This is a genomic window from Paenibacillus sp. FSL H8-0537, assembly GCF_038051995.1.
Classification (GTDB): Bacteria; Bacillota; Bacilli; order Paenibacillales; family Paenibacillaceae; genus Pristimantibacillus.
This window is the reverse complement of the sequence record NZ_CP150290.1, coordinates 2737424-2763913: the sequence shown is the minus strand read 5'-3', so window position 1 is coordinate 2763913 and position 26490 is coordinate 2737424. Positions and strand designations below refer to the sequence as shown.

28 protein-coding genes are annotated in these 26490 nt (G+C 45.9%); 8 read left to right on the top strand and 20 right to left on the bottom strand.

The annotated features are described in order from the left end of the window. Positions 1-39: 39 nt before the first annotated feature. The 3 genes from MHB80_RS11585 to MHB80_RS11575 all read right to left on the bottom strand — a co-directional run bounded on the left by MHB80_RS11585 (position 40) and on the right by MHB80_RS11575 (position 1549). On the bottom strand, positions 40-747 hold the full coding sequence (locus tag MHB80_RS11585; protein ID WP_341282277.1) for an expansin EXLX1 family cellulose-binding protein: 708 nt from the start codon (positions 745-747) through the stop codon (positions 40-42). A 174-nt stretch (positions 748-921) separates the two neighbouring features. After that, positions 922-1167 carry a YolD-like family protein gene (locus tag MHB80_RS11580; RefSeq protein ID WP_341282276.1) on the bottom strand — a complete coding sequence of 82 codons (246 nt, stop codon included), beginning with the start codon at positions 1165-1167 and terminating at the stop codon, positions 922-924. Between the two features lie 238 nt (positions 1168-1405). Further along, positions 1406-1549 (bottom strand): hypothetical protein, encoded by a 144-nt coding sequence (locus tag MHB80_RS11575; RefSeq protein ID WP_341282275.1) that lies wholly within the window; start codon positions 1547-1549, stop codon positions 1406-1408. A gap of 768 nt (positions 1550-2317) precedes the next feature. Between MHB80_RS11575 and tnpA the strand changes: the two genes are divergently transcribed. The 4 genes from tnpA (at position 2318) to MHB80_RS11555 (ending at position 5524) form a co-directional block, all read left to right on the top strand. Further along, positions 2318-2719 (top strand): IS200/IS605 family transposase, encoded by a 402-nt coding sequence (gene tnpA, locus MHB80_RS11570; protein ID WP_341282941.1) that lies wholly within the window; start codon positions 2318-2320, stop codon positions 2717-2719. 6 nt (positions 2720-2725) lie between these two features. Beyond that, complete coding sequence (locus MHB80_RS11565) at positions 2726-3727, top strand: RNA-guided endonuclease TnpB family protein (protein WP_341282274.1); 1002 nt, start codon at positions 2726-2728, stop codon at positions 3725-3727. Positions 3728-4170: 443 nt separating this feature from the next. Beyond that, on the top strand, positions 4171-4347 hold the full coding sequence (locus MHB80_RS11560; RefSeq protein WP_341282273.1) for a YjfB family protein: 177 nt from the start codon (positions 4171-4173) through the stop codon (positions 4345-4347). A gap of 187 nt (positions 4348-4534) precedes the next feature. Further along, positions 4535-5524 (top strand): S-layer homology domain-containing protein, encoded by a 990-nt coding sequence (locus tag MHB80_RS11555; RefSeq protein WP_341282272.1) that lies wholly within the window; start codon positions 4535-4537, stop codon positions 5522-5524. A gap of 144 nt (positions 5525-5668) precedes the next feature. Here the strand turns inward: MHB80_RS11555 and MHB80_RS11550 are convergent, their stop codons facing one another. From MHB80_RS11550 to MHB80_RS11525, 6 genes are all read right to left on the bottom strand, one after another. After that, complete coding sequence (locus MHB80_RS11550) at positions 5669-6346, bottom strand: uracil-DNA glycosylase (RefSeq protein ID WP_341282271.1); 678 nt, start codon at positions 6344-6346, stop codon at positions 5669-5671. A 27-nt stretch (positions 6347-6373) separates the two neighbouring features. Further along, on the bottom strand, positions 6374-7036 hold the full coding sequence (locus MHB80_RS11545; RefSeq protein WP_341282270.1) for a ribonuclease H family protein: 663 nt from the start codon (positions 7034-7036) through the stop codon (positions 6374-6376). 241 nt (positions 7037-7277) lie between these two features. After that, positions 7278-7910, bottom strand: a complete 633-nt coding sequence (locus MHB80_RS11540; RefSeq protein WP_341282269.1) for a Bax inhibitor-1/YccA family protein — start codon at positions 7908-7910, stop codon at positions 7278-7280. A gap of 195 nt (positions 7911-8105) precedes the next feature. Further along, a complete protein-coding gene (locus MHB80_RS11535) occupies positions 8106-8510 on the bottom strand; it encodes a LysM domain-containing protein (RefSeq protein WP_341282268.1) in 405 nt (134 codons plus the stop codon). A 96-nt stretch (positions 8511-8606) separates the two neighbouring features. Next, positions 8607-10589: an ABC-F family ATP-binding cassette domain-containing protein gene (locus tag MHB80_RS11530; RefSeq protein WP_341282267.1), complete on the bottom strand. Its 1983-nt coding sequence runs from the start codon at positions 10587-10589 to the stop codon at positions 8607-8609. A 301-nt stretch (positions 10590-10890) separates the two neighbouring features. Then, a complete protein-coding gene (locus tag MHB80_RS11525; protein ID WP_341282266.1) occupies positions 10891-11034 on the bottom strand; it encodes an RAxF-45 family protein in 144 nt (47 codons plus the stop codon). Between the two features lie 62 nt (positions 11035-11096). Between MHB80_RS11525 and MHB80_RS11520 the strand changes: the two genes are divergently transcribed. Both MHB80_RS11520 and MHB80_RS11515 read left to right on the top strand, forming a co-directional pair. After that, complete coding sequence (locus MHB80_RS11520) at positions 11097-11633, top strand: helix-turn-helix domain-containing protein (RefSeq protein WP_341282265.1); 537 nt, start codon at positions 11097-11099, stop codon at positions 11631-11633. A gap of 15 nt (positions 11634-11648) precedes the next feature. After that, complete coding sequence (locus tag MHB80_RS11515) at positions 11649-11960, top strand: VOC family protein (protein WP_341282264.1); 312 nt, start codon at positions 11649-11651, stop codon at positions 11958-11960. A gap of 140 nt (positions 11961-12100) precedes the next feature. Here MHB80_RS11515 and MHB80_RS11510 read toward each other — a convergent pair whose 3' ends face one another. Both MHB80_RS11510 and MHB80_RS11505 read right to left on the bottom strand, forming a co-directional pair. Further along, positions 12101-13186: a PD-(D/E)XK nuclease family protein gene (locus tag MHB80_RS11510; RefSeq protein ID WP_341282263.1), complete on the bottom strand. Its 1086-nt coding sequence runs from the start codon at positions 13184-13186 to the stop codon at positions 12101-12103. A 195-nt stretch (positions 13187-13381) separates the two neighbouring features. Next, on the bottom strand, positions 13382-13603 hold the full coding sequence (locus MHB80_RS11505; protein ID WP_341282262.1) for a helix-turn-helix transcriptional regulator: 222 nt from the start codon (positions 13601-13603) through the stop codon (positions 13382-13384). Between the two features lie 126 nt (positions 13604-13729). Here MHB80_RS11505 and MHB80_RS11500 point away from each other — a divergent pair, with 126 nt between their 5' ends. After that, positions 13730-14044: a DUF6809 family protein gene (locus MHB80_RS11500; RefSeq protein WP_341282261.1), complete on the top strand. Its 315-nt coding sequence runs from the start codon at positions 13730-13732 to the stop codon at positions 14042-14044. Positions 14045-14379: 335 nt separating this feature from the next. Here MHB80_RS11500 and MHB80_RS11495 read toward each other — a convergent pair whose 3' ends face one another. The 3 genes from MHB80_RS11495 to MHB80_RS11485 form a co-directional block, all read right to left on the bottom strand. After that, positions 14380-15168, bottom strand: coding sequence for a Nif3-like dinuclear metal center hexameric protein (locus MHB80_RS11495; RefSeq protein ID WP_341282260.1), 789 nt, complete (start codon positions 15166-15168; stop codon positions 14380-14382). 78 nt (positions 15169-15246) lie between these two features. After that, positions 15247-17328: an alpha-glucuronidase family glycosyl hydrolase gene (locus MHB80_RS11490; protein ID WP_341282259.1), complete on the bottom strand. Its 2082-nt coding sequence runs from the start codon at positions 17326-17328 to the stop codon at positions 15247-15249. Between the two features lie 35 nt (positions 17329-17363). Continuing rightward, entirely contained in the window at positions 17364-19517 is a 2154-nt protein-coding gene (locus MHB80_RS11485) for a glycoside hydrolase family 52 protein (RefSeq protein WP_341282258.1), read from the bottom strand. 194 nt (positions 19518-19711) lie between these two features. Here MHB80_RS11485 and MHB80_RS11480 point away from each other — a divergent pair, with 194 nt between their 5' ends. Next, positions 19712-20671 (top strand): AraC family transcriptional regulator, encoded by a 960-nt coding sequence (locus MHB80_RS11480; protein ID WP_341282257.1) that lies wholly within the window; start codon positions 19712-19714, stop codon positions 20669-20671. 63 nt (positions 20672-20734) lie between these two features. On the opposite strand, the gene MHB80_RS11475 is transcribed toward MHB80_RS11480, so the two are convergent. The 6 genes from MHB80_RS11475 to MHB80_RS11450 are packed head-to-tail and all read right to left on the bottom strand — an operon-like array spanning position 20735 to position 26430. Next, a complete protein-coding gene (locus MHB80_RS11475; RefSeq protein WP_341282256.1) occupies positions 20735-21535 on the bottom strand; it encodes an alpha/beta hydrolase-fold protein in 801 nt (266 codons plus the stop codon). Between the two features lie 31 nt (positions 21536-21566). Further along, a complete protein-coding gene (gene gtfA, locus MHB80_RS11470) occupies positions 21567-23036 on the bottom strand; it encodes a sucrose phosphorylase (protein ID WP_341282255.1) in 1470 nt (489 codons plus the stop codon). A gap of 1 nt (position 23037) precedes the next feature. Then, positions 23038-23721: a PfkB family carbohydrate kinase gene (locus tag MHB80_RS11465; protein ID WP_341282254.1), complete on the bottom strand. Its 684-nt coding sequence runs from the start codon at positions 23719-23721 to the stop codon at positions 23038-23040. A 30-nt stretch (positions 23722-23751) separates the two neighbouring features. Further along, positions 23752-24558, bottom strand: a complete 807-nt coding sequence (locus MHB80_RS11460) for a Nif3-like dinuclear metal center hexameric protein (protein WP_341282253.1) — start codon at positions 24556-24558, stop codon at positions 23752-23754. A gap of 39 nt (positions 24559-24597) precedes the next feature. Beyond that, positions 24598-25491, bottom strand: coding sequence for a carbohydrate ABC transporter permease (locus MHB80_RS11455; protein ID WP_341282252.1), 894 nt, complete (start codon positions 25489-25491; stop codon positions 24598-24600). A 12-nt stretch (positions 25492-25503) separates the two neighbouring features. Beyond that, positions 25504-26430, bottom strand: coding sequence for an ABC transporter permease subunit (locus MHB80_RS11450; protein WP_341282251.1), 927 nt, complete (start codon positions 26428-26430; stop codon positions 25504-25506). Positions 26431-26490: the final 60 nt, after the last annotated feature.

Here is a 26490-nt window from a genome sequence, read left to right as displayed (position 1 = left end):
CTTTTTATTTTCCCTATTATTTTCAACCCACTTTTAATTTCAGCTCGGAAATTGAACATTTCCCGGGACAATATAAGCTCCTGACGTACCGTTTGCCGGAAGCGCGGGTATCGTATCCAGAACGGCCTGACCGCGAATATCAGTTATTCGCACCTGCAGCGGACTTGTACCCATATTCGTCCCCAAAAAATGATTATAGTCCATCTTCTCCAGATTGATCCATGCGCCAGCCTTCTTATACTCCATTTTCATGACCGGATAAAAATGATTGCGCACCTGAATCGCCGCCCACCACTGGCTGCTGCCTTCCTTCATCCGATATGAAAAATTGCCGGTTATCGGCGCTTTCACAACTTTCCACGATATATGGATTGTGCCTGCTGACATTTCTCCAATTTTAGCAAAAGCATTTGGCGACAAGTCCAGCGCTCCCGGAGCGCCTTCTGGGTACAGATCGGTGACATAAACGACCGTTTTGCCTTTAGGCCCCGTAACCTCCAAATAAGCGCCAGCAAGCGCTGCTTTGACCCCATTGTAATTCATATCGGCCTTATTTAACGCCGTTATTTCCATATTCGAATTAATCGGGTCCAGCAGCACCGCACCTCCAGAATATCCCGAGCCTGTATAAGTCGCATAGCTTGTACGCACATCATTCCAAGCGGCAAATGCCTGCACCGCAGGGTACAAAACGAACATCGCAAGACAAATGATTCCAAACTTGACTGCACCGTGCTTTTTCTTCATGACTGAAACCTCCTCCACATTTCGGAAACCCTAAATCTTCCAGTAGAGTCCATTCTAAGTGGTGAGGAGGTAGGTTTGCTAGCACTTTCGATACTTCTTTTCTTGCATTTTGATGACATTAGCCAACAATTACACACTTTATTCGCAAAAAAATAGAAGCTCCTACCGCTTTGGCTAGCTTGCGTTGTTATTCACCTTCATGATATCCATAAAAGGTATTTTGGTAATTTCTTCGCCTTTCGCTACGTGCACCAGCCTCGTTCGGGAATCCATTTTCACAATTAGCCCCGACACAGGTTCTTCCCAGTTCCACACCTCAAAAAGCAGCTCAATCCCCTCTTGATACGCTTCAACCAGGCGCTCTCCGAGCTCCTCTAATTCAAACTCATCCCTTGTCGGGCGCTTTGGTTTCTTTGCCATTGCCTCCGTCTCCATTCTATGTTTTAGTACATGACCTTTGCTGTCATCCATGCCTTTTTTAACCCATCTTTAAATCATACCCTTTCTTTAAAGCATTTGTCATGGAGATTATGAAATTAGGCAAAAAAACATCCCCTGCCATAAGCCTGGCAAGGGGACGCTTCTTCTCTATTGTTAACTTAAAATGCATGGTTAAGGAAATGACTGATGCGGTCAGGATCGAGCTAATCCACTTATATTAGTACATACAGGAGCAAATGATGATGACCAATAGAATGAACAGTACTAGAATAGCGCCTGGGCTTGTGAAAGCACCGCCTACTTTATTTCCGCAGCCACCGTATCCTGGACCTACTCCTACATTTCCTACTTCATATCCCATTTCGTTGCTCATCTCCTTTTTTTAAGGTACACAGCATCATATGGTCAAACGCTTAAAAGGGTTGGGCTTTCGGGCAAAATGGGTATTCGCCTCGCAAGACAGGCGCTCCCCCTTCAATTTAATTTTCCGTTTACAATACGTTCATTCCCAGATAATCAAACAGGTGCATACTGATTTTAAGCAGGAGGTGATTTGCCCATGTATTATGATGAAGATCGCGTACCGTTTGATGCGCCAGATGAAGTCGTTGTCAAAGAGGAGAGAAAAGAATAATGCAGCGCCAAGGCTTCCCGGACACAATGGGAGCTTTTTTTATTTTCAGCTTCGTTTCAGTACGGCTTCAGATGGTTAATCCATACTAGCAACATACTCCCTTTTAATATACAGTTGGGTCCGCTTGAATAGCGGGCCACTGAAAAAGTGTGAGTTTTGAAAAAAACATGAATTTCAGGGGGTCAAATATGACCCCCGACATATAAAACGAGCCTTAGAAGCGATTCTAGAGGCTCGTTTTTTTAGCTATTTAGTTATTTTTAGAAAAGGGGGACTTTTTCAGCGGCCTCCTTGAATAGAGGGCCATTTTTTTGTCTATTTTCAGAAAAATTTTGCTGGATGGCCGTCAAAATTAAATTTAACCGTTAGTTGTCAGAATTCCCCCTCTTCTAAAGTGGGGGATGAATGGCAACGGTCTGATTTACATTGACCCTTACAACTTAAAATAATATAATTTTATTATTCAGTCGTATACCATAAAAGGTTGTGTTATCAATAAAATTAGACTCCAATAACCATTCAGTGTTTTTGCTCCATTATCACCTGATTCTAGTCATCAAATATCGTAGGGAAGTCATTACCAATGAAATATCCGAACGTCTGAAAGAGATATTCGAATACATTCAGCCTACTTACCATGTGACTTTGCAGGAATGGAAGCCTGACAAGGATCATGTTCACGTTCTCATGAAGACGCATCCCAATACCGACATTTCCAAATTTCTCAACGCTTATAAGAGTGCATCGTCCAGGCTGATCAAGAAGGAATTTCCTATCCTCCGAGAATCGCTATGGAAAGAGCATTTTTGGTCACGTTCCTATTGCTTGCTTACAACGGGTGGAGCGCCAATTGATGTCATCCACACATACATCGAAAACCAAGGCGTGAAAGGATGATCGGAATTGCTGAAAGCCTACAAATACCGTATCTACCCTAATCAAGATCAACAACAATATTTAGCTAAAGTATTCGGCTGTGTTCGCTTCATCAACAACAGAATGCTTGCAGATAAAATGGAACATTACAAGCAAACGGAAACGATGCTGAAGAATACACCAGCGCAATACAAAAAGGAATTCGACTGGCTGAAAGAAGTGGATAGCCTTGCACTCGCGAATGCGCAAATGAATCTTGAAAAAGCCTATAAGCATTTCTTTCGTGATAAGAAAGTGGGATTTCCTAAATTCAAGAGCAAGAAGACGAATCACCATAGCTTCACAACCAATAACCAAAAGGGAACCGTTTCCATTGAAGAGGGAACCATCAAGCTTCCAAAGCTAAAAACGAAAATCAAAATCAAGTTGCACCGTTCATTTGTGGGGCTTATCAAATCATGCACGATTTCCAAAACACCAACGGGAAAATATTATGCTTCCGTATTAGTTGAAACAGAGATCGCCCAGTTGCCCAAATTGGAAACGAAGATTGGCGTTGATCTTGGACTGAAAGACTTTGCGATTACTTCCAATGGCGAAATCATAGCCAATCCTACATACTTGCGTAAGTCTGAAAAGCGATTAGCTAAGCTGCATGAAAAAATTAGCCATCAGCGTAAGGACTTCTTGCACAAAACGTCGGCCAAAATGATAAACGATAACCAAGTCATCGTGATGGAAGACTTACGTGTGAAGAACATGATGCAGAATCACAAGCTTGCAAAAGCGATAAGTGAAGTATCTTGGAGCCTGTTCCGTTCAATGCTTGCATACAAGTCTACATGGTATGGCAGAGAATTGATCATTGCACCGAAGAACTATGCAAGCAGTCAGTTGTGTTCATGTTGCGGTTACAAACATGCAGAGGTGAAGAATCTTGCTTTGCGTGAATGGACCTGCCCAAACTGTCATTGGCATCATGATAGAGACGTTAACGCTGCTCTAAACCTTTTGAAACTAGCCATATAAATGGCATTTGTTGGGTTAGGAATCTAGCCTGTAAGCTTGGGTAAACTTGGAGCAGTAGCTTCATTGACCAAGAAGCCGCCACCTCTTAGGTGGTTGGTAGTTCACTGTTGTTATCAGTTGGCATTCATTTTATTTTAAGGTTGGCTGCCTATACTAATCACATGACCCCCCACTATTTATATAGTATAACCTTGACGACCTGCCTTCCGGCGGGTTATTTTTTTGCTTAAGGTCGCGTTATTGGCGGTCTAAATGATAAAAAAACAGGATTAAGGTGAAAATCAGCTTCGTTTCATTTCTTTTTAAGGTACGAGGCGCATACTGACTTTACTCTCTTTTCGACATATATTGTTGTGACTCGCAGCGATGCGGGTTATTTTTTTGCCTACTTGTATTCATCCCTCCGCCATGTCTGCCGATAATAAAGGTGGAGGTGGTGAATAATGGATATAGCAGCATTATCAACGTCACTTAGTCAAGCATCACTCGGCACGGCCATATCGATTAGCATGCTGGATATGGGTCAAGAGCAGATGCAGGTGCAGGCGCAAGGGCTTATCAAAATGATGGAGCTCAGTGTCAATCCAAATGTCGGCAGCCTACTAGATATTAAAGTATAGTCACAGGCAAGCGTGGAGCGGGAAGGTCAATCCTTCCCGTTTTTTCATGCCGTACAGAAAAAACATGCTCGCTCATTAGCCTAAATGCGAACAAATGAATTGTTTTTGCTTCGTTCTGCAACAATAAAAGAAATAGCAACGTCTGGAATCATATAAGGCAGCAAAAAATATAAAGAGGTGACTGGACATGAAGAAAAAACCACTACTATTAACCCTTATCTTGACCATGATGATGCTGACAATCGGACAAAGCGCTTGGGCGTTCAACGATGTCAAAAACGACCCGAATGCCAAAAAAATTGAAGCGCTCCAGCAGCAAGGCATTATTACTGGTGACAAAAACGGTAATTTCCGTCCGCAGGGCAATCTGACTTATGCGGAAGGCATCTCCATGATTGTCAAAGGACTGGAGCTTAACTTTGATCATATTCGTTTTGTTAAGCAGCCGCTGGCAGCCGACTACTATACGAATATTAAAGATGACAAATGGTACTCCCAGGCTTTCATCATCGCCCATTTCTACGATCTTGGTGTAGCTAAAGATGTGAAAGCAAATGACGTGATGACTCGTGAGCAATTCGCTCAGCATTTGTTCAAAGCGATTGATCACAAAGTGACTTATGCGATGATTGAAATGTACGTGATGCTTAATGATGAGGCTGATGTAAATCCAGACTTCATGGGCAATATTCAAAAGCTGCTCCTCAGCAAAATCGCAACGCTTGATGCGAAGCAAAATTTTTACCCAACCGCTTCGATCAAACGCGGTGACGCTGCCGCATGGCTGCATGATGGCATTGCTTTTATGAAGAAAATGAAAGAAATCGAAGCACCTGTTAGCCAACCAGAGCCGTCTGACAATCCCTTCACGGATGCGAGATTAACGGTTACAGCCGTTAATGCGGAAGTTAATAAAGTGACGGTAACAGCAACAGTGCCTCACCCAGGTTATGGCATTCAAATTTCCGGCATCACGTTTGATGGCGACCAAGCTACTATTACGCTAGAGCGCACGGAGCCTAAACCAGATCAAATGTATGCTCAAGTGATTACAGAAGTACAGGTTACGACATATGTGGATGCCAAATTCAAGCCCGTCCTTCCAGCAGCCTCTGTTGCCTTTCAAGGCAGCTCCACTGCTGCTCCTGCGGGCAGCAATACGTCTGTCGCTTCCTAATATCATGACGGACTCCAACTAAAGCCATTATGAAAAAGCCGCTGAACAACGCGTAAGCAACTACGCGTGTTCAGCGGCTTTTTAGTTTTTACAATATGCACCACCTGCCCGGTCAGGGGCATAGCGCTTGCCTAGCTTGAAGAACTATAATGCCGGGATGCTCCAATCGATTTCACGCTCTCCCAGCTCCTGCAAATAAGCATTCGCCTGCGAGAACGGCTTGCTGCCGAAAAATCCGCCACGGGCGGACAATGGGCTAGGATGCACGGAGGTAATGATTTTATGCTTGCCCGTGTCAATGAGCTCCAGCTTCTTCTGCGCGGGATTTCCCCATAAAATGAATACGACTGGACGCTCGCGTTCATTAAGCGCGGTAATGATGCGGTCGGTGAAGGTTTCCCAGCCCTTTTTCTTATGCGAGTTAGCTGCCGCCGCTTCCACTGTCAGCACCGTATTAAGCAGCAATACCCCCTGCTCAGCCCACGCCCGCAGCGAGCCATGGGTTGGAATGGTACAGCCTAAATCTGCATGAAGCTCCTTGTAAATGTTGCCGAGCGACCTTGGCACAGCTACTCCCGGCTGCACGGAAAAGCTCAGGCCATGAGCCTGGCCAACTCCATGATAAGGGTCCTGGCCTAAAATAACGACGCGCGTTCCTTCATAAGAGGTGTAGTTAAGCGCATTAAACACATCCTCCTGCTTCGGATATACGGTTTTCGTGCTGTATTGCTCCGTCAAGAAAGCTTCCAGATTCTTGAAATAAGGCTGTTCAAATTCAGATTGCAGCCTATCTGCCCAATCATTGTTCAACTGCTGAAACACCGCGAAGTCCCCTCTCTATGTACAACATTATTTTCGTCCAAAATCGGCTTTAATTTCTCCCCATTCCTCGGTGTTCCATTTGAGCACCTTGTTCGGATAGGTGTTCGTCTTCAGCCATTTCTCCGCTTCATCGGTCAGTGCCCAAATTTTCGCTGTAGAGGCGTCTCTTACGAGCGTTGAAGCAACCTTCTTATTACGCAGCCAGCTTAGCGCTGTCCTAGAGTCGCTGTACACCGTTTTCGCGCTGCCCTTCTGCTTCAAATAAGCGAGTGCATGCACAACGGCGATGAATTCTCCGATATTGTTTGTCCCATTTGGAATCGGTCCGACATAAAATAAAATTTCGCCCGTCTGTGTATCGACGCCCTTGTATTCCACCGGACCCGGATTGCCCCGCGTACCGACATCTACAGATATGCTGTCATAGTCGATTTCTCCGGACTCCTGCGGCTTGGAAGCGGTCTTCTTAAAACCGCCCGAGCTGCTGCTTGCACCGCCTGTCGTGCTCTTCCCCTTGCCCCAGTGGCTGCGCCAGCCTTCCTTGAAGGCGGCATCCGCCAGCGCCTTGGATTCAAAGGATTTATATTTCGCATCCTGAACGCCGTTCACCTGCTCCTGGCATTCCTTCCATGTTGCAAATACGCCTGCTTGCTTGCCTACCCATACGACATAATATTTTGATTTCGCCATTAGCGTGTTCTTACCACCTTTACCAAACGTCCATTCCTCTATTAAATCGAAAAATGCAGCTCCTGTCCACCCGAACGACAGAATTAAACAAGCGTAAATGGCTGAAGCTGTCCTCTAACGGCAAAGCTACCGTTTCGCGTTGAAATATAAGCCCATTTATAAGTGTGAAGCTTATAAATGCTCATATTTTGCAAAAGAGCGACCAGCAGCGCTGATCGCTCTTCCTTAACTAAGTAGCTCCTTAGTCCCGACTAGCACCAAGAAAACGCAGTATAAACAGGAACAGATTGACGAAGTCAAGATAAATGCTCACGACGATCATTGGAATGTCCTCATCGCTAAAGCCTTGGCGAGTAAGACGCGAGAAGTCAAACAGCGTCCAACCGATGAAAATCAAAATGCCGAAGCCGGATACCATCAGCTCTGTCGTTCCCGAGAAAGGAAGGAATAAGCCAACGAGCGTCATGAGTACAAGCACAATGGTTGAAGCGAACAAGAAGCCGCCGAGAAATGAAAAATCCTGCTTCGACTTAATCGCATAAAGCGCCGTGCCGCCAAAAGCGAATATCGCAACGCCAAGGCCTTGCAATACGAGCGAAGCACCAAGAATGCTAATGTAGCTAACAATGACGAAATACATCGTCAGGCCAGAGACGAACATAAAGCTGTACATCAGCGTGTAGCCGATCGATTTCTTTTTCCGTAAAAAGAGCAATGCAATCAGCAGACCAATTTCCACAATGTAAAGCGGCATAGCTAGTGCAGGCGGAACGACCTGACCGATCAAGAAGCCGACAAGCGATACGATCAGGGAAAGAAATAAGACCCGAAAAACTTTCGGCAGTAACAGCTGCGACGAATGAATCGTATCCATAAAACAAGCTCCTTTAATATTAAATTTCGTTTATTCTATTATCTAGTTTACACCAATTCCTTCAATAATAACACTCTATGTAAGCATAGCTTTTCAAAAGGTTATGCTGTTTATCGACTGAATATTTACAGATATAAGAAATAAACCGCCAGATCACATTGATCGGCGGCTTACTCTCATTTGCAAATGAAAAGATTAGGAATGCTGCCCGTGATACATCATGGGCTGAGTTTGCTGGCCGCCAGCCGGCATCTCGGAATATGTCTTTTGACACATCATATTAGAAATTCGCGGGATGTATACCATTTCTCCTGCATTCAACTGAGCCGGGTTAATATGGGGATTCGCTTCCTCCATTATCGCATGAGGGACATTATATTTGTGACAAACTGCCGCCAGCGTCTCACCATGCTGAGCCTGGTGCTGGGCATATATCATGTCGTCCGAGCCGCCTTCTCTAATAAAAGGGAACAAAAATGGTGAGAAAAAGAAAAACGGGAACAGAACACGGTTAGGAAAAAAGGGATGCGGGAACGGACGAAAGAAAGGACGACCGAACCCGCCACCAAAGCCACCACCAGGAATAAATGCACGATCCATAATAATACCTCCGTTTGATATAGTCATTTGTCTATATAGCGTATTATTTTGGGCGCCATTGGTGACAACTTTTTTTGAAAATGGAACGAATGCGTGTTAGCTTGACAGCTCCAGCCACTGTTCCAAACGCTGATCCAGCCCCGCTTGCAGCTCTTCCCGCTCCCTCCATTTCTTTTCAAGATTTGCCGTATCCCCCGTATGCTCGATTTGTTCCAGCTCTGCATCTGTTATCGCAATTTCGGCTTCAAGCTTTGCAATCTCCTGCTCGACATGCTCAAGTTCTGTCTTGTACCTTAACGCACTCGAATGGGTTGCTGTATTTGCCTGCTGTGTTGTCTGCTTATTAGCGGGTGCTTCAGCAGCAGCACTTCTATTCGAGCGCTTCTTCTCCAAGCCTGCGCCACTGGCTGCTCCTTGCGTTCCTTTTACGGTTGAGTTTGCTTGAAGCCGTTCTTCCCGCTTTGCCTTAAAATCGTCATAGTTGCCTATATAAGTGGCGACCTTTCCTTGTCCCAGCTCCCACACCCGCTTCGCCAAGCGATTGATGAAATAGCGGTCATGCGAGATCGCAAGCACCGTGCCAGGGAATTCCTCCAGCGCCTCCTCCAGCGCCTCGCGCGATGCCACATCCAGATGGTTGGTCGGCTCATCGAGCAGCAGCAGATTTGGCTTACTTCTTACAAGCAGCGCGAGCCGCAGCCGTGACCACTCTCCACCGGAAAGCGCTGCGAGCGGCTTGAATACGTCCGCCCCATAAAATAAATATTTGGCCAGCACATTCCGTGCTTCGCCTTCCTCCAAGCCGCCCTCCAGACGGAAATGCTCCAGTACAGTTTGCTTATTTCCCTTTAACGGCTCCTGCTGCGCCAAATACCCGATTTCCAATCGTGTTCCCTGCTCCACTTGCCCACTGTCAGGTTCCATCTCGCCTAGCAGCAGCTTAAACAGCGTCGTTTTCCCGGAGCCGTTATCGCCAAGCAGCACGACTTTCTCGCCATATAGCAGACCGCCCTCTGCCTCCTGTAAAATCATTCGTTCCCCGAACTGCTTCGTCAAACCTTCAAACGAAATGACATTGCGTCCAGAACGGTCGAGCGGCGACAGCTCAAACTCAGCTGTTCTTCGCTCCAGCACAGGACGCTTCACCGCCTCCATGCGCTCCAATGCTTTACGTATCGAAGCTGCGCGCTTGAAAAACTTCTCATTGCCGCCGACGCGGCCCCATTCTTCCAGCTGGCGAATCGTTTCTTTCATTTTTCGAATGACCTTCTGCTGCTCTTGGAACTCGGCAAATTGCTGAAGCAGCAGCTCTTCCTTCTCTTTCAGATAACCGCTATAGTTGCAGAGATAGGTATGGGCTTCGCCATCCTCCAGCTCAATCATTTTTGTGCCGACGGTATCGAGAAAGTAGCGGTCATGCGATACGATCACACAAGCGCCCTCATAGTGCTGAATGAACTGCTCCAGCCATTCAATTCCTTTGAGATCGAGATGATTTGTCGGCTCATCAAGGAGCAGCAAGGCTGGACGTAAAACGAGCTGTGAAGCTAGAACAATACGAGTTTTCTCGCCGCCCGACAAGCTTCCGAAGCTCCGCTGATCGCAGCTGCGATCAATGCGCAGGCCGCTAGCAACCTGATCAATCGCCGTATCCATGTCGTAGCCGCCGCCTTGCTCGAATTTTTCCTGCGCAACAGCGTATATTTTCAGCAGCCTCTCCATTTTCACAGGGTCATTTACCGCTTCTTCCCCCGCCATCTCGCGCTCGAGCTCCGACATTTCCTGCCTGCAGGCCGTCAGCTCGCGAAAGCCGTAAGCCATCACCTCATATACGGTAAGCGATTCGAACGCCACTGGAATTTGCGGCAAGTAGCCGATAAGCAAATCCCTTTTCACAGTCAGCAGCCCATCATCGACCTGCTCATGTCCGGCAATCAGCCGAAGCAGCGTCGATTTTCCACTGCCGTTGCGGCCAATGAGCCCTACCTTCTCTCCCTCCTGAAGCTGAAGCGTTATGCCATCCAGCACCAGATTTGCCGCGTGGTATTTTTTTATTTGTTGTACATTTACAATGATCATTTGAAGAGCCTCCTATTTGATGAGGAAGACCCTAGCTTGAAAACACAAGCAAAAACGACTTCGTCGTCCTTCTAGGACGAGCGAAGAGCTTTGCCTTAGAATTCTAAGCGAATATAAGGATGAAACTTATAAATGCTTAGAATTCAAGGTGAAACGGCTGTCGCCGTCCTCTGGCGATGCAGCGCGTTTCATTCCGAGAATTATAGAGAAAGGATAGAAACATCACTAACTTTCCTACAATTCAAAAAGAGCCGCAGCAACAAGCCCGCGACCCTTCGAATAGCAAAGCAATCCGTTGTGGTTAAGGTAGGCGTCTTCTCGCGAATGGTATATCCGTATGATTAAAAATGGACAGACTGATCCCGTTCGCGGAAAATGCATGCATAATGCCAGCCATAGCAATCGGCAGCTGGCTAATTCGGTTATTGACCAATTCGTGATTCACCTACCTCACCCCCCTTTACGTTAGTCCTTCTAATTTAACATATTTTGTGGGGCTACGCAAATATGCGCACGATCGCCCAGAAGGCGGGAATGACTACAGGCGCCATTTACCGCTATTTTCCCGATAAAAACGCGCTATTCGCCGCTTTAGTCGGTCCTACTGCCGATGAGATCAAGCACCATTTCGAGAAGCTGGCTCACTTTCAAATGAGGATGCTGGAGCTACATAACAAAATAGAGGAATTTGCAGAGTCTAGCGATAGCTTGCTTCAAGTCGTAGACTTCATTTTCAACCGATTCGAGGTGTTTAATTTATTAATCAATCGTTCAGCGGGCTCTGCGTGGGAAAACTATGTCGATTCCTTAATCGAGCTCGACCTTACCTCTACCCAAGCCTACCTTGAAAAAATGGTGCAAATGAAACTGCTGGCGCAAAGCCCTCCGCCTCGCCATCTTGCTATTCTTGTTAAGCAAAGCTATGAGCAGGTGCTGGAAATCGTAGCTTCGCAAATGAGCCGCGAGGAAGCGCTGGAATATATGCAGCTGTTGATTCCTTTTTTATATGCGGGATGGAGTACGGTTCTAGGAAAAAATACATAAGAGGAGGAAAACAACATGAACCGCTTCGCGATCGGACATGTCTTAATCAAAACTAGGCAGCTGCAGCTGGCTGTGAAAAACTTTCAACAGCTCGGTTTCACCGTAACCTACCGCACTGATCCTTCCAAAACACATAATGCACTTATTTATTTGCAGGATGGCTCTTTTCTTGAGCTGTTCAATCCTAAGCCCATCAATCTTCCGGATCAGCTGCTTCGTCCCCTCCATCCAGCCGTGGTCAATCGTTTCCTCTATTATTTGAACAGTCAGGAAGCAATGCTCGTTTATTTTGGGCAAAAAGCATACCGTCGTGCTTCGGCTGGCTAAGCAGCATCGGCTGGCAGAAATTCACTTAATATCGTCGATTCCTTTAAAAAATGAGCTTCGGCTCCAGCCGGATTTGTCCCATGGCGCGACAATTATGATGAAGTCGGTATAAGTGCACCGAGTATCTTCCGTATCTTCTGTTAGTCAGCAGCTCCGCTGCCTTTGGATTTCCACTCCAATTCCGGAGTTTGCTGCTTTAGCTTGTACAGCTCATTCAATCGTTCAATGAAAAATGCCTGAATACTTTCGATATGATCATCTGTTGATAAAAATTGCAGCAGGCTCTTGTCGTAATAAATCATTGACCATGCGGTATGATCGTCGATATCTTGCGAAGACCAGCCTTCATTTTTCTCTAAAAAAGCTTTCATGGCTTGTATAAAGGCTGGTCGATTAGGGCATTTAGGATTCACTTGAAACATAATAGAAATAAGCGGATAGTCCTCTTCCGACTGATGAAATCCATAGTTAATCGCACTGAAATTTCCTTGGTCATTTTGTTTCATATAGCGATATTCTTCCTTCAATTGTACGAACCGGTTTGTCCATGAGGTCGAGCGGTTAAAAAGCTTAGTTATCGCATGCTCCACTGGACCGTCCAGACATGCGTCCATCATTCGAACGATTCGCTCCATGTTTTGAATCACATACATATCCTGCGGCAGAAAACGCCTGCTGTCATTCAACCCGATCTCCTCCATATACGCTAAAATTATATCAATAAGCTCGCTGCGCTGCGTTTGCAGCCAGTTATAAACTTGAAACCAACGGATTTGATGAAAGGTCGCCTGATTGCCATTTTGTAAAATATCCGTCTCTCGCTTGGGGTCGTAAGCTTTCGTTATGTAAATAAGATGCGTACGGCAGCCATCAGCCTCATAATTGCGCAAATGATCTGCATAACGCTTCAACTGCTGATCTCCCTCACCAGTGCCTAGCTTATTCTCAATAAAAATAATATGAGATTGTTTGCCCTCTGCAAAACGTATCATCATGTCAGGCCTGCTATCGGTTACATGGTCGATCTGCTTCCCATATGTTTTCTGAGTAGTGATTTCATGAATATTCGTTGAAGCTACATGAATCGTTGTTAGTTGATATAAAAAATCTTGCAGCAGCCCTTCTTTTTCAAACACCTCCGCAAAAATCTCTGTAAAATAATCCTCCTGTTGATTGCGATCTTTGCTGCTCAGCAAGAGATGAAGTCGCTTAAATAATGTGCTCATGGCCGTTTCCCATCCTTCAGCTTCGCAATATCTGTTTGTCCCAGGAGATAATCCGTACTATCACTGTAAAATCAAGTTGATGTATACATTCTCATCACCCAACGCCATCATCATTTGTGCCTTTCCTTATTTCAAAATAAAAAACCGCTCCAGCGGAAGCGATTTAATCAATAAAATATCCCTAATATTATGACATTATTCCTCTGTGTCCATTATATCAATAATTTCACGAATATCTCTTATGTTCAGTGCTTCCGCAATTCGCTCGATATGGGCAAAGCTAATACTCTCACGCTTCCCATTAGCCAGCTCGCTTAATGCGGCATGGCGAACATCGGATAAACGCGATAATTCACGAAGGGAGATTTTGCGCCCCTTGGTTAACTTCTCTATTTTCACAACTACTCTCTTAGCCATTCTTAATCACCATCATCCTATAAACTCTTCTTGACTATACGCATTAACGTACCATATAACAATTTCAAATTCGGTACTCATATGCGTACCAATAGGAAGTTTTATCTTGTTCTAAGGAGGAATACTATGAGAAGCCTTTTAGAAGAACTTTATCATGGAGATCTGCGTCCCATAGAAAAAAGAATACTGAGGGATGCGACATATATACAAATGAATCAAAAAATAGCTGAAGCATTAGAAACGTGGAGGAAGCAGCATACCGATGAAGAATTTTCACAACTGGAAGCGCTACTGGACTTGTATGCTCAAACTCATACAATGGAGCTTACTTCAACCTTTACTTACGGATTTCGACTTGGAGCAGGCATTATGACCGAGGTGCTAACAGGGAAAGATGAGCTTGCTAGAAAACTAGGGACATGTCCTGAGAATTTAGCATAATAAATAATCGTTCCATGAAATATAAAATTCAGTTGTTGTGATTAAACAAAAAAGCATCGAAATAGATGCCGTTTTCACGATATCGATTCGATGCTTTAAATATTTATAAAAAATTTGCAGCTTTCCCTACGCAAGTTGAGCCCTCTTAGCACAAGCGTAAACGGCTGTCGCCGTCCTTTAACGGCGCGGCGCGTTTCAGTCCCAGAAATATAGAGAAAGGATGGAGAAGCATATCCTTTCCTATATTTTAAAAAAACTGCTCTGCCCTAATAGGAACTTCATAAAGTTCCCCTAGTAGCAAAGCAGTATTTGAAGGTAATGAACTATTCACTCTGTTAGAACACTCGGAATACAGGGTCATCTGCCAAAAAATAAACCGGAAGCTTCGGATACTTCTCCGTTAGCCATTCAGCTAAATATTCCATCCCCGGCGCTTCGCTCTCGGCATGTCCGAGCATAATTAAAGCTTTGCTGTGCCCTTGGTGCAGCGCATCCCTTATATATTCTGGCGTTTCCCACTCAGGTCCTTCGCCAGCTATAATTAAATCCACATTTTCTTGCTGGAGCAAGGGGATCGCCGAGCTTCCGCCCCCACTGTACCCTACCAAAACCCCTACACGTTTGCACATCATCGTGGATTCGCCTGCGACCCGCACATAGGGAATGTGCAGCCTGCTCTTCAAATATTCGGCTACATCTCCCAGCTGCATGGCTGGTATGTCCACAATGGCCCCTGTTGCTTGCATTTCGGCAGCGACCCAACCGAGCTTACGCAGCAATCCGATCATGACAGGGTCCGGCTGGTAGCGATGCATATAATCATGAAAGCGAAAAATGCCGACATCTGCTTGTTCAATAGCAGCCGCTTTGGCCTCTACAACAGCATCGTTGCGATGCCAATCTCCGGCCTTATGGTGGCTATAAAAAATCCCCTCGTGCGATACGATTAAATTGGCGCCCAAAGCAGACGCCCGCTCAATAATAAATTGCGAGGCTGAAAAGGCTGTAACAATCCCTTTGACTACGGTATGCTCTTGCCCAAAGAGCAATCTATCAACGGTAGAAGCAGGGACCTCTAGGTCTGCTTTCAAATCTTTCATCACATGTCCAATGGTAATGTTCATCGCGGCCACCTTTCATGCAGAATTAGCATAACGAAAAATGCCGTACAAATCAATTTCATTCGCAACCGAGCATTTAGGTTAATAGATTTTGCGGTGATGCTCATCTTCTATGCCGCTTTTGCGCCAGAAGTACGTATTGATTTGATCCCGCCATTCCTCAGCATGCCGAGCCTGCTCCCGCAAACGCTCCTCTACCTGCAAGTACAGCCCTTCCTCTAACTGCCCCTCTAGGGTGCTCCAAGCTGCCCGCAATTGCGCCGCCCGCTCCACCCCTTCAAAATGAGTATCATATATATGCTGAATGACCGTCTTTCCGGAATGAAGGACATGTGTATACGGAACATGATGAAAAAATAGCAGCAGCTCATCCGGACAATGCTCCAGCGAATTATAGACTTCCGCATTCGCCCCCATATATTGCGCAGTGTATCCGGTCCCGGTCTGCACCGTACGGTCAACGCCTAATCCTTTGTTGTCTGCAAAATGATACGTTCCCCACGGCGAATATTCATAACCATCGACGTTAGGACCGTAATGATGGTTCGGATTGACCATCCAGCCAATGCCAAGCGGTGCGGTATACGACTCATAAATGCTCCACGAATCCATCAGCAGTCCGCGAGCGACATCATGAACGGCTGTATCCAAAGTTAGGGTAAGCTGTATCCACTCACTCGCAATTTGTTCAGCCGTTAAATCCGGGTTCCATGCCAGCCTGCCGTAGCCATACAAATTAACTTGAGCCAGCAAATGCCCGCTCCAGTTTGAGTCTGCTCCTACATTAGTGACGGCTGCCATCCCGTTTATCGAGTTGCCCCACAAGGAGCCGTCCACTACACGCTTGACCGGAGCCTGCTTACCACCTGCATACGTATTAAACTCCAAAATTTCCTTCCATTGAGGAACAAGATAACACAGATGCCGCTGCTGCCCTGTATACTCCTGTGTAATTTGAAATTCAATTAACTGATTCGTATGTGCAAGTGCGCCAAAGAGCGGCGATACAGGCTCTCTGACCTGAAAATCAAGCGGACCGTTCTTAATTTGCAGCACGACATTATCGTTAAATTTTCCATCCAGCGGTTTAAAATGGTCATACGCCGCCCGCGCACGGTCGGTCGTGCGGTCACGCCAATCCTGCTTGCAGTTGTAAACAAAGCAGCGCCAAATGACGATGCCGCCATGCGGCTCCAGCGCTTCTGCCAGCATATTGGCTCCCTCTGCATGGTCGCGGTCATACGTAAAGGGACCCGGACGATTTTCAGAATCGGCTTTAACCAGAAAACCGCCAAAATCCGGTATGGCTGCGTAAATTTCCGAAGCTTTATTGCTCCACCAGGCTTGCACATTCTGATCCAGCGGATCAGCCGTCGCAAGCCCGCCGATCTGAATCGGACTCGCGAAATTGATGCTGAGGTACAAGCGAATGCCGTAAACTCGAAAAATATCAGCGAGCTTCGCCACTTGCGGCAGGTAGGTCGGCGTAATAAACAGCGTCTCCTCCTGATGAACATTGACATTGTTAATCGCAATCGCATTAATGCCCACCGAAGCCATCATTCTCGCGTAATCGCGCAGCCGCTCCTGATCCTCCGTAAAACGATTATTTTGATACAAAAAAGAGCTTCCGGCATAACCACGCTCAATGCTGCCGTCGAAATTATCCCAATGATTAATCATCCGCAGTCCGTTTACCGGAGCGCTGACGAGCTCAAGCTCATCGATTGCCGCGCCTGTACCTATAAGTCTCAGCAAATGAAATACGCCATAAAGCACACCTGCTGGAGATGCAGCACCGATTGCTAGACAGGAATGAGCAAAACTTGTGCGAATAACGAACCCTTCCGCTTTTGCAGCCTGAATATCTTTTTCGCTAAACAAGCTTGGATAGCGCACATTTAAGGAATCAAACGTTCCGAGCGAGATATAACGCTGCCCCTGCTCGGCAGCGGCTGACACGGAATGGCCCAGCATAGCTTCCAGGCCGAGCTTTAGTTCAGCCGCCGCAGCCTGAATCGTCTCCTGTTCTTCCAAGGAAACGATTGCGCCGCCCCACTGCCGATACTGCTCCAATTGCGCACCTGGCAAAGCCTTGTTATAGCTTAGCCAAGCATGATAGCCGCTTTCCGCTGACTTATGTTTCCTTGCAGTCTCATTCATCTTTTTAGCACCTCGCCTTATTGTTTGAATTTGCGTTAGCTGCTTTTGACAAGCGAATAGTCAGCCGACTTCTCATATAGCCACAAAATGGCGGTCACGCCGCGGGGGTAATATTTGCTGCCTACAATTTGACCGGACAATACCTGGTCGCTCCAGCACCAATAGGACAATTCAGGATGCAGCAGCCAATCGACATGAGCCGAATCGGCAAGCTGACCGCTCTCCTCCCACGGCATATCCATAATTTCCCGAGCAATAAATTGGCATAAATAAATTTTGCTAAGCCATGAATTATTGCTTGTCGAAGATAATTTCCACGCTCCGTCGTCAAATAGGCATACGCCAGGCACAAGCACCGTTTTCAAATGAAGGTGAAGACTGCTCAAATAGTCTGCGAATCTGCCATTTGGATCAAGGGCCTCCTTGCAGCCCGTAAACAGCGGAAAAACCAGCCCTTCAATCGCAGGAATGATGCGCGAGTGATTATTTTCACCGATAATAGCCGGTATATAGCCTTCATCTGTCAATGCAGCTGTAATGGACGCCGCACATTTATCTGCTTGACCGCCAGCCTCTGCCGACAATTCTAGCAAGCCTTCTGCTTGGAACAGGCGCTCGAGCGCCACGTAAGCGGCCCAGCATTTTCCCGCCATATAAATATTGTTGCGGGACTGGCCCAAAGAGGTGTCCAGACTGTCATAGGTGGAAATTTCGGCCCCGCCCTGCGTACGCGTGCTGTCCAGCGCCATGAGTCCGTTACGCTGCTCCCTTACCGGATGATCCCGGTTCAGCATGCTCTCAAAGCAGGAGCGGATGACCGGCAGCATGTTTGCCGTAAACTCCGCATCCTTCGTTTGCTCCATATATACAAGCGCCGTACAAAGCCAATTGACCAGCTCTTCATGGGACATATAAGAGAAGCAGTCGTCCAGCCCCGCCAGCTCATACGCCGAATATTGCGGACGTGAAAAAATATTCGCCACGCCGACATCATGGGTGAACGTTATACCGCCGGCAAATGGCTCCTGTTCACCAGGAAACGTCACCTGATCCTCGTAGCTGTACCTTTCTACGAACAGCTCCAATTCGTTTCTTACCGTCCAAGGATTCATGATCAATTCAAAAAACAGCTGATCCACCGTTAAATCCAGCGTATTCATCATCCGATATTCGCCTTCATTCACGATCCATAGCGCTTTGCCGTCATGGTCCAGCATTTGGGTGCTTCCGTAATAGCTGTGAATAGCGTGCGAGAGCATAAACTTTTGATCGACCGAAAGCTTGGAATCATTAATCCATTGATCTGCGTGCTGACAAGAGAGAGTCAGCTCCTGAAAATGCTCCAAGGCGTACGCAGCCACGCTGTTGATATTTTTAAAATAACGGGTGTATGCATAGGAGGCTTCAATGCCTGTTGTGACAATGCCATCGCGATAGAAGCAAATCGCAAACTTGTACGTGCGCGTCTCGCCCGGCGGCACCTCCATTAGAATGGCTCCGGTTCCGCCCAAGCCAAATGCATAGTTATGCTCATAGCGCTCATCCAAAATCTTCTCCATCGTAAATCCCAGCGCACTCTGAACATCGTCCGCATCGCAAGCGATAGCGGTCAAGCGGCCTTGCCCGATGCCTTCAAATTGCCCTCCGCTCGTATCGCCCAGTCTGCGCATCGCACTGTAGGGATCGCTGCCTTCATACCCAATAAAGCCTCTTCTGGACGCAGATCCTTTGCTGTTGTCCAGTGTCAATTCAGCGAAAACAGCAGGAACGATCGCTTGCTTCAGCTCCTCTGGGCTGGCTGTTGCCGGATCTGGTACCGAGCGGACAGGAGAATAAATACGCAGCATTACATCGCCCGCCTGCCATGTATCTGTACCTGCGCCGAGCGTTCGCGAGATTTGATCGTCATTAAATGCTCTCAGCTTAGCTGTCGCCTGCTGATCCTTATCGCTTGGCTCTACTTTTTCCACATCATATCTGGAGCTTTCGTCAGCGGCCGCTTCAAAAAACGGCAAGGCCTCATAAACGCTTCCATCTCTTGCCTGCATCCCTATATATATGTTCTGATCGGCTGGCTTCCCTAGCTCTGAGGCAAGTCCGCCCTTCTTTCCCTTGAAGCCCAAGGTGAAGCTCGAAAAAGCTCCGATGGGAGAGTGCTGAACATTATAAAATTTATTTTGATTAGCCAATGTTTTTACCCCTTCTTAACCGTTATCTAAAATGAAAATAAAGCGTTTGCATGATTTATTTTTATCCTAGCACGTTGGGTTGAGTCGAAGCCATTGTCAAATCAATCAATTATTTACCCAAATCGGGCTAAATGCGCTATACTCGTAGTTAAGCCTAGCATGGAAATTTGCGAGGAATGGAACGGAGGCGTTGCATGATGGCAGCCACTTTTATACCGCCTATACTGGGGCAATGCATTAGCGAAGCTATTGTTCCCGATGTCAAAACAACGATAAACCTGTTTGGCATGCATTTGCGCAAAGTAAGCGGACAATGGGATTACCCTGTGCATACCCATCCCCAATATGAAATCAATTACGTGCTTGAGGGCGAGCAATTGTTTATCGTCAATGACCGTCCTTATATCCAGCAGGCTGGGGCTCTCATGTTCCTTCAGCCAGGCGCCTCTCACGCCAGTAAAAGCGGGAACGGCAAGCCGTTCACTTATTTTTGCCTGCATTTTGACATCGATGATCGCATGTTTTTATCCTTATTAAGTCGGCTCGATTCTGTCCTTTTTGATACCGACAGCAATGTCGTCCAGCAATTAAGGCCCGCTCTCAATAAAGTTATCGAAATGTCCAGCCAGCTCGCTGAACATTCCGCAGTTAAGCTTACGGAACGGATGCGGCTTCAATCCGCTGTTTTTGAGCTATTCGGCCAGCTCTGGGAAGCCCTTTCTGCGGAAGCCGACCTCCACTCTTCTGTCTCCTATGAGAAAGTCCAGCTGGCTCATCAAATTCGCGACAAGCTGCAGGGACTTATCTACCAGCAATTCAAGCAGGATGCTGCTGCAGTTAACCAGCATTACGGCATTGACGACATTGCGGCCGAGCTTGGCATCAGTGTCTCCCACTGCAACCGCGTGTTTAGGAAGGTTTTTGAAATATCGCCGCGCGTGTTTCTCTCAAAGGAGATGCTGCATGAGGCGAAGGTGCTGCTTAACGATCCGCAAATGTCAATCAGCCAAATTTCCGCGATTCTCGGCTACCGCGATATTTCGCATTTTAGCCGGCAGTTCAAGCGCTGGCATGGTGCTTCGCCGAGTGAGTATCGACGTTCGAATGACGAAAAAAATAGGACAGCGGCAGCCATGGATGAGAACGAATCCTAGACTGCCGCTGTTTTATGGAAATCACTTTACCCATCGAGCTTTACGTCTAACGTACATCTACCGTTATTTTTCATCATCCAGCGCCCAAAGAATAGCTTTTTCGAGGTAAACATTCCAAAAGTCCCACGTATGGGCACCAGGGCTTTCCGTATACGAGATTTCAACATTTTCAGAAACCAGAAAGTTATGGAACTTCTGATTGACGTCGAGTAGAAAATCCTCGGTACCGCAAGCCATATAAATACGAGGAATCTCCTCGTTGCTTCTTTTTAGGTTTAAAATCAGCGCTTCCGGATCTTTATCGCTCCCTAGCAGTTGATTTAAGTCGCCGAATACCCGTGTAAAATAGTTGTAATCGGCTACTCCATCCCGATAATCCTCCGCAGCTCCCGCAATTTGATAGGGTAAAATGGCAGAGGAGAACGCCATAATTTTGCTGAAATTCCCGGCATACTTCAAGCCATTGCGGATCGCACCGTAGCCGCCCATGGATAAACCGCCAATAAAGGTATCCTCTCTTCTTACCGACAAAGGGAACATTTCTCGTGTAAAGGCGACCAGCTCATTGCCGACATATTCTCCGAACAATTCACCTTTGCTCGGGTCATCCACATAAAAATGATTTTCTCCGGATGGCATGAACACCGCGATTTGATGGTTATTGGATAGCTCCCTAATTCTTGTGTAGCTAATCCAGTCCATGCAGCTTCCCGAATAACCATTCAATAAATAGAGTGCCTTCATCGTTTTTTTCTCCGCTATCGCTTGACCCGGTATTTCAAACTTGTCTAATGGAATCAGCGCATTAAAAGTGACTTCTCTTCTCAGCGATTTTGAATAAAAATGAACCTGCATCATTGCCATTGTTCATATCCCCAATCTATTTTCATCATCATTACACGTCGTATTCAACGGTAAACCCGCCATTATCCATATAATGAATCACTGACTTACTCGTCCTCAGATTAATAAACAACGTGCATTGCTTATTATCCTTCTTCCATTCCAAGCAAACTTCATCGTTTGCCGAATCCAAGACGTTAAATTCTCCGTTAAAAGCGTCGTACTCATTTCTGAATCTGATGAGCTTTAGCAGCCGCTGAACCACCTCTTGTTCCAGAGAGGCTTCCATTTCTTGAACGGTATAATTATGGCGATTAATTTCACGGCCTTCTCCGGTCCGGAACACGCTTTTAATATCGTTTTCGCCCGCGAGCAGTCCGACATAATAAACTTGAGGGATACCTGGCACAAAAAATTGAATCGCTCTTGCCGCTAAATAGGCATCATCATCGCAATTGAGGACCGAATAATACGAGCATCTGATTTGATGGACGTCGAAACCGTCTGCGGCTTTGTGCTCATCCGACAAGATCAGGCTCAGGTTCGAGCCTCTAGCTAAGCATTCATCCACAACTGCCCTCGCCATTTGGGTATCAATCAGATCGTCTAAATCCGGCTTGACGGGAATCCCGTCATGGCAATCCAGCATGGTGAACTGCTTGGCTGGCCTTGATATGAGGTAGCGGCGAAGTGAGCTGCTTGTTTTATTTATCAAGGTGTCAAGTACGATGTAGGGCAATATAAAATCATATATCCAGTACCCACGCTCCGCCAGTTTGTATTGAATCGTGTAATGGGAATGGACCTCGGGCAGCAATTCGATGTCAAGCGATTCAGCAAGCTCCATGATCCAATCTAGAAACGCATAGATTTCCGGTTCCACGAAGAAGCAGCTTGTCCCCAGCTTTTTGATCATATATCCGACTGCATCAAGCCTTACAATCTTTATGTTTTGTTTCTTGAAGTTAGTAAAAAACTCGGTTAGCAAAGCTTTTACCTTCAACGAATTAATGTCTAAATCAATTTGCTCAGATGGGTCCGATTTTCCAAAGGTCGTCCATACTCGCTCTTCTTGGCCGGATTCATGAATTGTAAAGGTAGAGTACGGCAGCGGTCTCCGCAAAAACATTTTATCAATATTTGCTTGTACCGGCTCCCCGTCTTCCCATATCTTATCTAAAGTGATAAACAAATCGGCGTATTGCGAGTTTCTGCCCTTTTCCAGAAAGTCTTGGAAGTATTCAGATTGTCTTGAGATGTGATTGACCATTAAATCTACCAATACATCAAATTCTTCACCGATGGCTCTGATATCATCCCAGCTCCCGAAGGCAGGATCGATCTCCAGATAGGTTAATGGCGCAAACCCTCTGTCGCCCGATGACGGAAAAGGAGGTACAATATGAACCCCTCCTTTAAAAACGTCGGAGAAATGTTTCGTCAGCATATGATGAAGCGCTTTCAGATCACCTCCCATTGAATCTGGATATGTAATTAACTGTACTTGATTTTTCACGGTCATATCAAGTTCTCCTATATTGCTTTGCGATTTGATTCTCATGCGAATCCTTTCCGAACAGTCTTTCCGCATCATCCTCGGATGGCTTGATAATATCAACTTTATGGATGATCGACTTCACATATTGAACCCCATCCTCGCCCTTTTGCCAGATCATAGGGTGGTAGTTGGGATCAAAGCCGATCAGGATATGATTTTTCTTTGCTATTTCAATCACTTTTTCAATGGTTTGACGAACCGGTGCCGTAGAGATCGGCCAACAAGAGAAGTGAACAATTTTGGAATGCAATAAGGCTTCCTCAAGGGTAGAAGTAAAAGCTAAATGGGAGTCCGCCCCTCTATAAAAAATAGGTATAGGCGTTGATTTGCTTTTCGTCACCACAACCATACTCGTCGAATAATCATTTCGCTGAACGCACCGTGTATCCATATCCGCGCTTTTCAACCGGTTTATCAAAAATGACCCCAAATCGTCTTCCCCTACCGCCGAAGCGACGATGGAATGGAACCCTAAGCGCTTAACATTCATCGCGATATTAGAAGGCGATCCGCCGAACAGCTTGTGGTAGTTCATATTATTCTCGTTATCGTCATAAGTCTCAGACATCATGTCGATTAGCAGCTCTCCAACGGTTAGAACATCATTCTTCTTATCTGGGAATACAAGTTTATCTTGAAAATGAAACAAACAAGCTCCTCCTCTATAGGACTTTACCTCTTACAAGTAGATAAAGGGCTCTTCAGCATCGATAAAGGAGACTGGAATACCTTCGACCAAAGGCTGCAGCCACTGCGCCATATGCTTCATGCCGGACTCCTCGCTTCGTTCATGTCCGATTACCAGCATGGCTTTATTTAGACCAAGCATCTTGGCATCATTAACATAGGCACACAGCGTCCATTCCACAATTTCTCCACACACCATCACATCAAGATTTTTATCCCGCATAAGCTCTATCGGCATTTGTTCTCTGCCAAGTCCCAAGCTTCCACCGCCGACGAGTATGCCAATTCTTGAACACGGCATTGCGGGATCGCCCACGATTTGGATGACCGACATATTTAGCTTTTGCTTGAAAAAATCAGCCAGTTCTCCCAGCGTAGTTTGAGCGATCTCGTACGTATGCGGCTGGTTCTTTTCGATCATTTGCTCCTCCCAACCGATATCCTTCAATAGGCCATCATAGATTCGGTCTGTATGTCCCATATGCATATGATCATGAAATCTCCAAATCGCGATCTTGCTATCTTCGATGAGCTTCTTCTTTGCCAGATAAACGGGGTCATGTTCCAGCCATGCGATTTCATCCTTCCCCGTATAGAAGGTGGGCTCGTGGGTAATGATCATGTTCGCGCCATGCGCAATCGCCTTTCTGATCACATCGACGGTAGCCATAAAGCTCGTGACAATACCCGTCACTTCCATATTAGGATCGCCGCTCATTAATAGATCCCCTGATTTCTCCAATTTCCGTTCGCCGCAAGTATCGAATATAACCGTGTCTATTACTTCTTGTACCTTCATTTTCTTCTCTCCTTTATCTATCCTTTGACTTTCCTCTCATTATCCTTTTACTGCTCCAATTACGACGCCTTTAGTCAAATACTTCTGAAGGAAGGGAAGGACAACTAAAATCGGCAAAATGCCAATAACAGCCATTGCCATCCGAACTGCCGTGCTGGGAAGCTCTACGGCGCCGGCACCAATCATACTGCTCGCCTGGTCAGACTTTAAAAATTGAATATTGTTCATTAACTGAATCAAAAGATTTTGAACGCCATAGTATTGAGGCTTCGTTATATAATACAAGGCATTGATCCAATCATTCCAGTACGTCAAGGCTGTAAACAAACCGATTGTCACCAAAACCGGAATGGATAATGGAAGCATAATTCTGTAAAAGGTTTTCAGCTCGGAAGCGCCGTCGATTTGTGCCGATTCGATCAAATCCACAGGCACATTATTTTTATAATAGTTGCGAACGAGCAGAACGTTAAAACCGCTTATCAGATAGCTAGGCACGATTAACGCCCACATTGAATCCTTAATATGAAAAAATTTCGTCCACATCATATAGCTAGGGACTACTCCACCGCTAAACAGCATCGTGAAAAAGACAATAAAGGCCAAAACATTATGAAGCTTAAAGTCTCTTCTTGCCATCGGATAGGCAAGCATGGCGGTCAGAATCGTGCTGACAGCGGTCCCGACAATGGTGACGAAGAAGGATACACCGTAGGCTCTCACAAAAGTTGAAGCGGTTGTGTACATGTACACATAGGCATCCAGGCTCCATTTTTCCGGAAAGTAGCTGTATCCGTTGCTGATCAAGGCCGACTCTTCCGTAAAAGAAGCCACGAAAATTAAAATAAAGGGTAAAAAAGCCGCTAAGGTGATCAAAGACATAACGATGGCTGAGAAATGGGCAAAGGTCCGTTCCCCTCTTGTTTGTATCAACGTATTTACCCCCTAAAATAAAGCATTGTCAGCATTTACTTTTCTGACAATCGCATTCACAATCAACACAAGAATGAAACCAACTAACGACTGATAGAGACCGGCTGCTGCGGACATTCCAATATCATTTAATTGAATGAGAGCACGGTACACATACGTATCGATCGTCTGTGTGGTGCTGTACAAGGCGCCTGCATTCATCGGCACTTGATAGAACAGGCCAAAATCAGAATTAAAGATTCTCCCAACCGAAAGGAGTCCTAGTATAATGATCGTTGGTTTCAGCAAAGGCAGCGTTATATTGAAAATTTGCTTCAGTTTGCCTGCGCCATCGATCTTCGCAGCTTCATAAATGCTCTTATCGATGCCAGCGATAAATGCAAAATAAACGATTGAGCCGTAGCCCGCAGATTTCCACAATTGAATGATAACTAATATATAGGGCCAATATTTGGCCTCCGAATACCAGCTGATTTCCGGAAGTCCCAACGGACGCAAAATGGAAAGATTAATAAATCCGCTATCCGAATTAAGAAAAGCAAATACGAGATAAGACAGCACCACCATAGATATCAGATTCGGGAGTACTAGACCGGACTGGAAAAACTTCGAGTATACCTTCGTTAACAGCTCAGACATGAGCAAAGCTATAAAAACCGAACAGATCGTGCCTAAAACAATAAAAGCTACGTTATATAAAATCGTATTTCTTGTCATGATGAAGGCATCGCTTGTATTAAAGAGAAACTTAAAATTATCGAACCCAACCCAATCGCTGCCAAATATCCCTTTCGTAAAATCTACTTCTTTGAACCCAATAAAGATTCCCAGCATCGGAATATAATTATTAATGAGCAAATAAAGCAGACCTGGGGCCGCAAGAAGCAGCAGCGGCATCATCTTTTTTAATTCCCGGCGTTTTGCAACCGTAGCGTTCATCAACATGTCTCCTTTTGTCTAAGGTGGAGCTTGCAGCCTGCTATAAGCTCCACCTTGGAC

Bases quoted from the DNA above. Each gene is read 5' to 3' on its own strand.
- MHB80_RS11585 (WP_341282277.1), bottom strand. From the start codon at position 747: ATGAAGAAAAAGCACGGTGCAGTCAAGTTTGGAATCATTTGTCTTGCG.
- MHB80_RS11500 (WP_341282261.1), top strand. From the start codon at position 13,730: ATGAGAAGCCTTTTAGAAGAACTTTATCATGGAGATCTGCGTCCCATA.
- MHB80_RS11490 (WP_341282259.1), bottom strand. From the start codon at position 17,328: ATGAATGAGACTGCAAGGAAACATAAGTCAGCGGAAAGCGGCTATCAT.
- MHB80_RS11510 (WP_341282263.1), bottom strand. From the start codon at position 13,186: ATGAGCACATTATTTAAGCGACTTCATCTCTTGCTGAGCAGCAAAGAT.
- MHB80_RS11475 (WP_341282256.1), bottom strand. From the start codon at position 21,535: ATGGCAATGATGCAGGTTCATTTTTATTCAAAATCGCTGAGAAGAGAA.
- gtfA (WP_341282255.1), bottom strand. From the start codon at position 23,036: ATGACCGTGAAAAATCAAGTACAGTTAATTACATATCCAGATTCAATG.
- MHB80_RS11480 (WP_341282257.1), top strand. From the start codon at position 19,712: ATGATGGCAGCCACTTTTATACCGCCTATACTGGGGCAATGCATTAGC.
- MHB80_RS11560 (WP_341282273.1), top strand. From the start codon at position 4,171: ATGGATATAGCAGCATTATCAACGTCACTTAGTCAAGCATCACTCGGC.
- MHB80_RS11555 (WP_341282272.1), top strand. From the start codon at position 4,535: ATGAAGAAAAAACCACTACTATTAACCCTTATCTTGACCATGATGATG.
- MHB80_RS11520 (WP_341282265.1), top strand. From the start codon at position 11,097: ATGCGCACGATCGCCCAGAAGGCGGGAATGACTACAGGCGCCATTTAC.
- MHB80_RS11450 (WP_341282251.1), bottom strand. From the start codon at position 26,430: ATGAACGCTACGGTTGCAAAACGCCGGGAATTAAAAAAGATGATGCCG.
- MHB80_RS11505 (WP_341282262.1), bottom strand. From the start codon at position 13,603: ATGGCTAAGAGAGTAGTTGTGAAAATAGAGAAGTTAACCAAGGGGCGC.
- MHB80_RS11460 (WP_341282253.1), bottom strand. From the start codon at position 24,558: ATGAAGGTACAAGAAGTAATAGACACGGTTATATTCGATACTTGCGGC.
- MHB80_RS11535 (WP_341282268.1), bottom strand. From the start codon at position 8,510: ATGGATCGTGCATTTATTCCTGGTGGTGGCTTTGGTGGCGGGTTCGGT.
- MHB80_RS11545 (WP_341282270.1), bottom strand. From the start codon at position 7,036: ATGGCGAAATCAAAATATTATGTCGTATGGGTAGGCAAGCAAGCAGGC.
- MHB80_RS11530 (WP_341282267.1), bottom strand. From the start codon at position 10,589: ATGATCATTGTAAATGTACAACAAATAAAAAAATACCACGCGGCAAAT.
- MHB80_RS11495 (WP_341282260.1), bottom strand. From the start codon at position 15,168: ATGAACATTACCATTGGACATGTGATGAAAGATTTGAAAGCAGACCTA.
- MHB80_RS11540 (WP_341282269.1), bottom strand. From the start codon at position 7,910: ATGGATACGATTCATTCGTCGCAGCTGTTACTGCCGAAAGTTTTTCGG.
- MHB80_RS11575 (WP_341282275.1), bottom strand. From the start codon at position 1,549: ATGGGATATGAAGTAGGAAATGTAGGAGTAGGTCCAGGATACGGTGGC.
- MHB80_RS11515 (WP_341282264.1), top strand. From the start codon at position 11,649: ATGAACCGCTTCGCGATCGGACATGTCTTAATCAAAACTAGGCAGCTG.
- MHB80_RS11580 (WP_341282276.1), bottom strand. From the start codon at position 1,167: ATGGCAAAGAAACCAAAGCGCCCGACAAGGGATGAGTTTGAATTAGAG.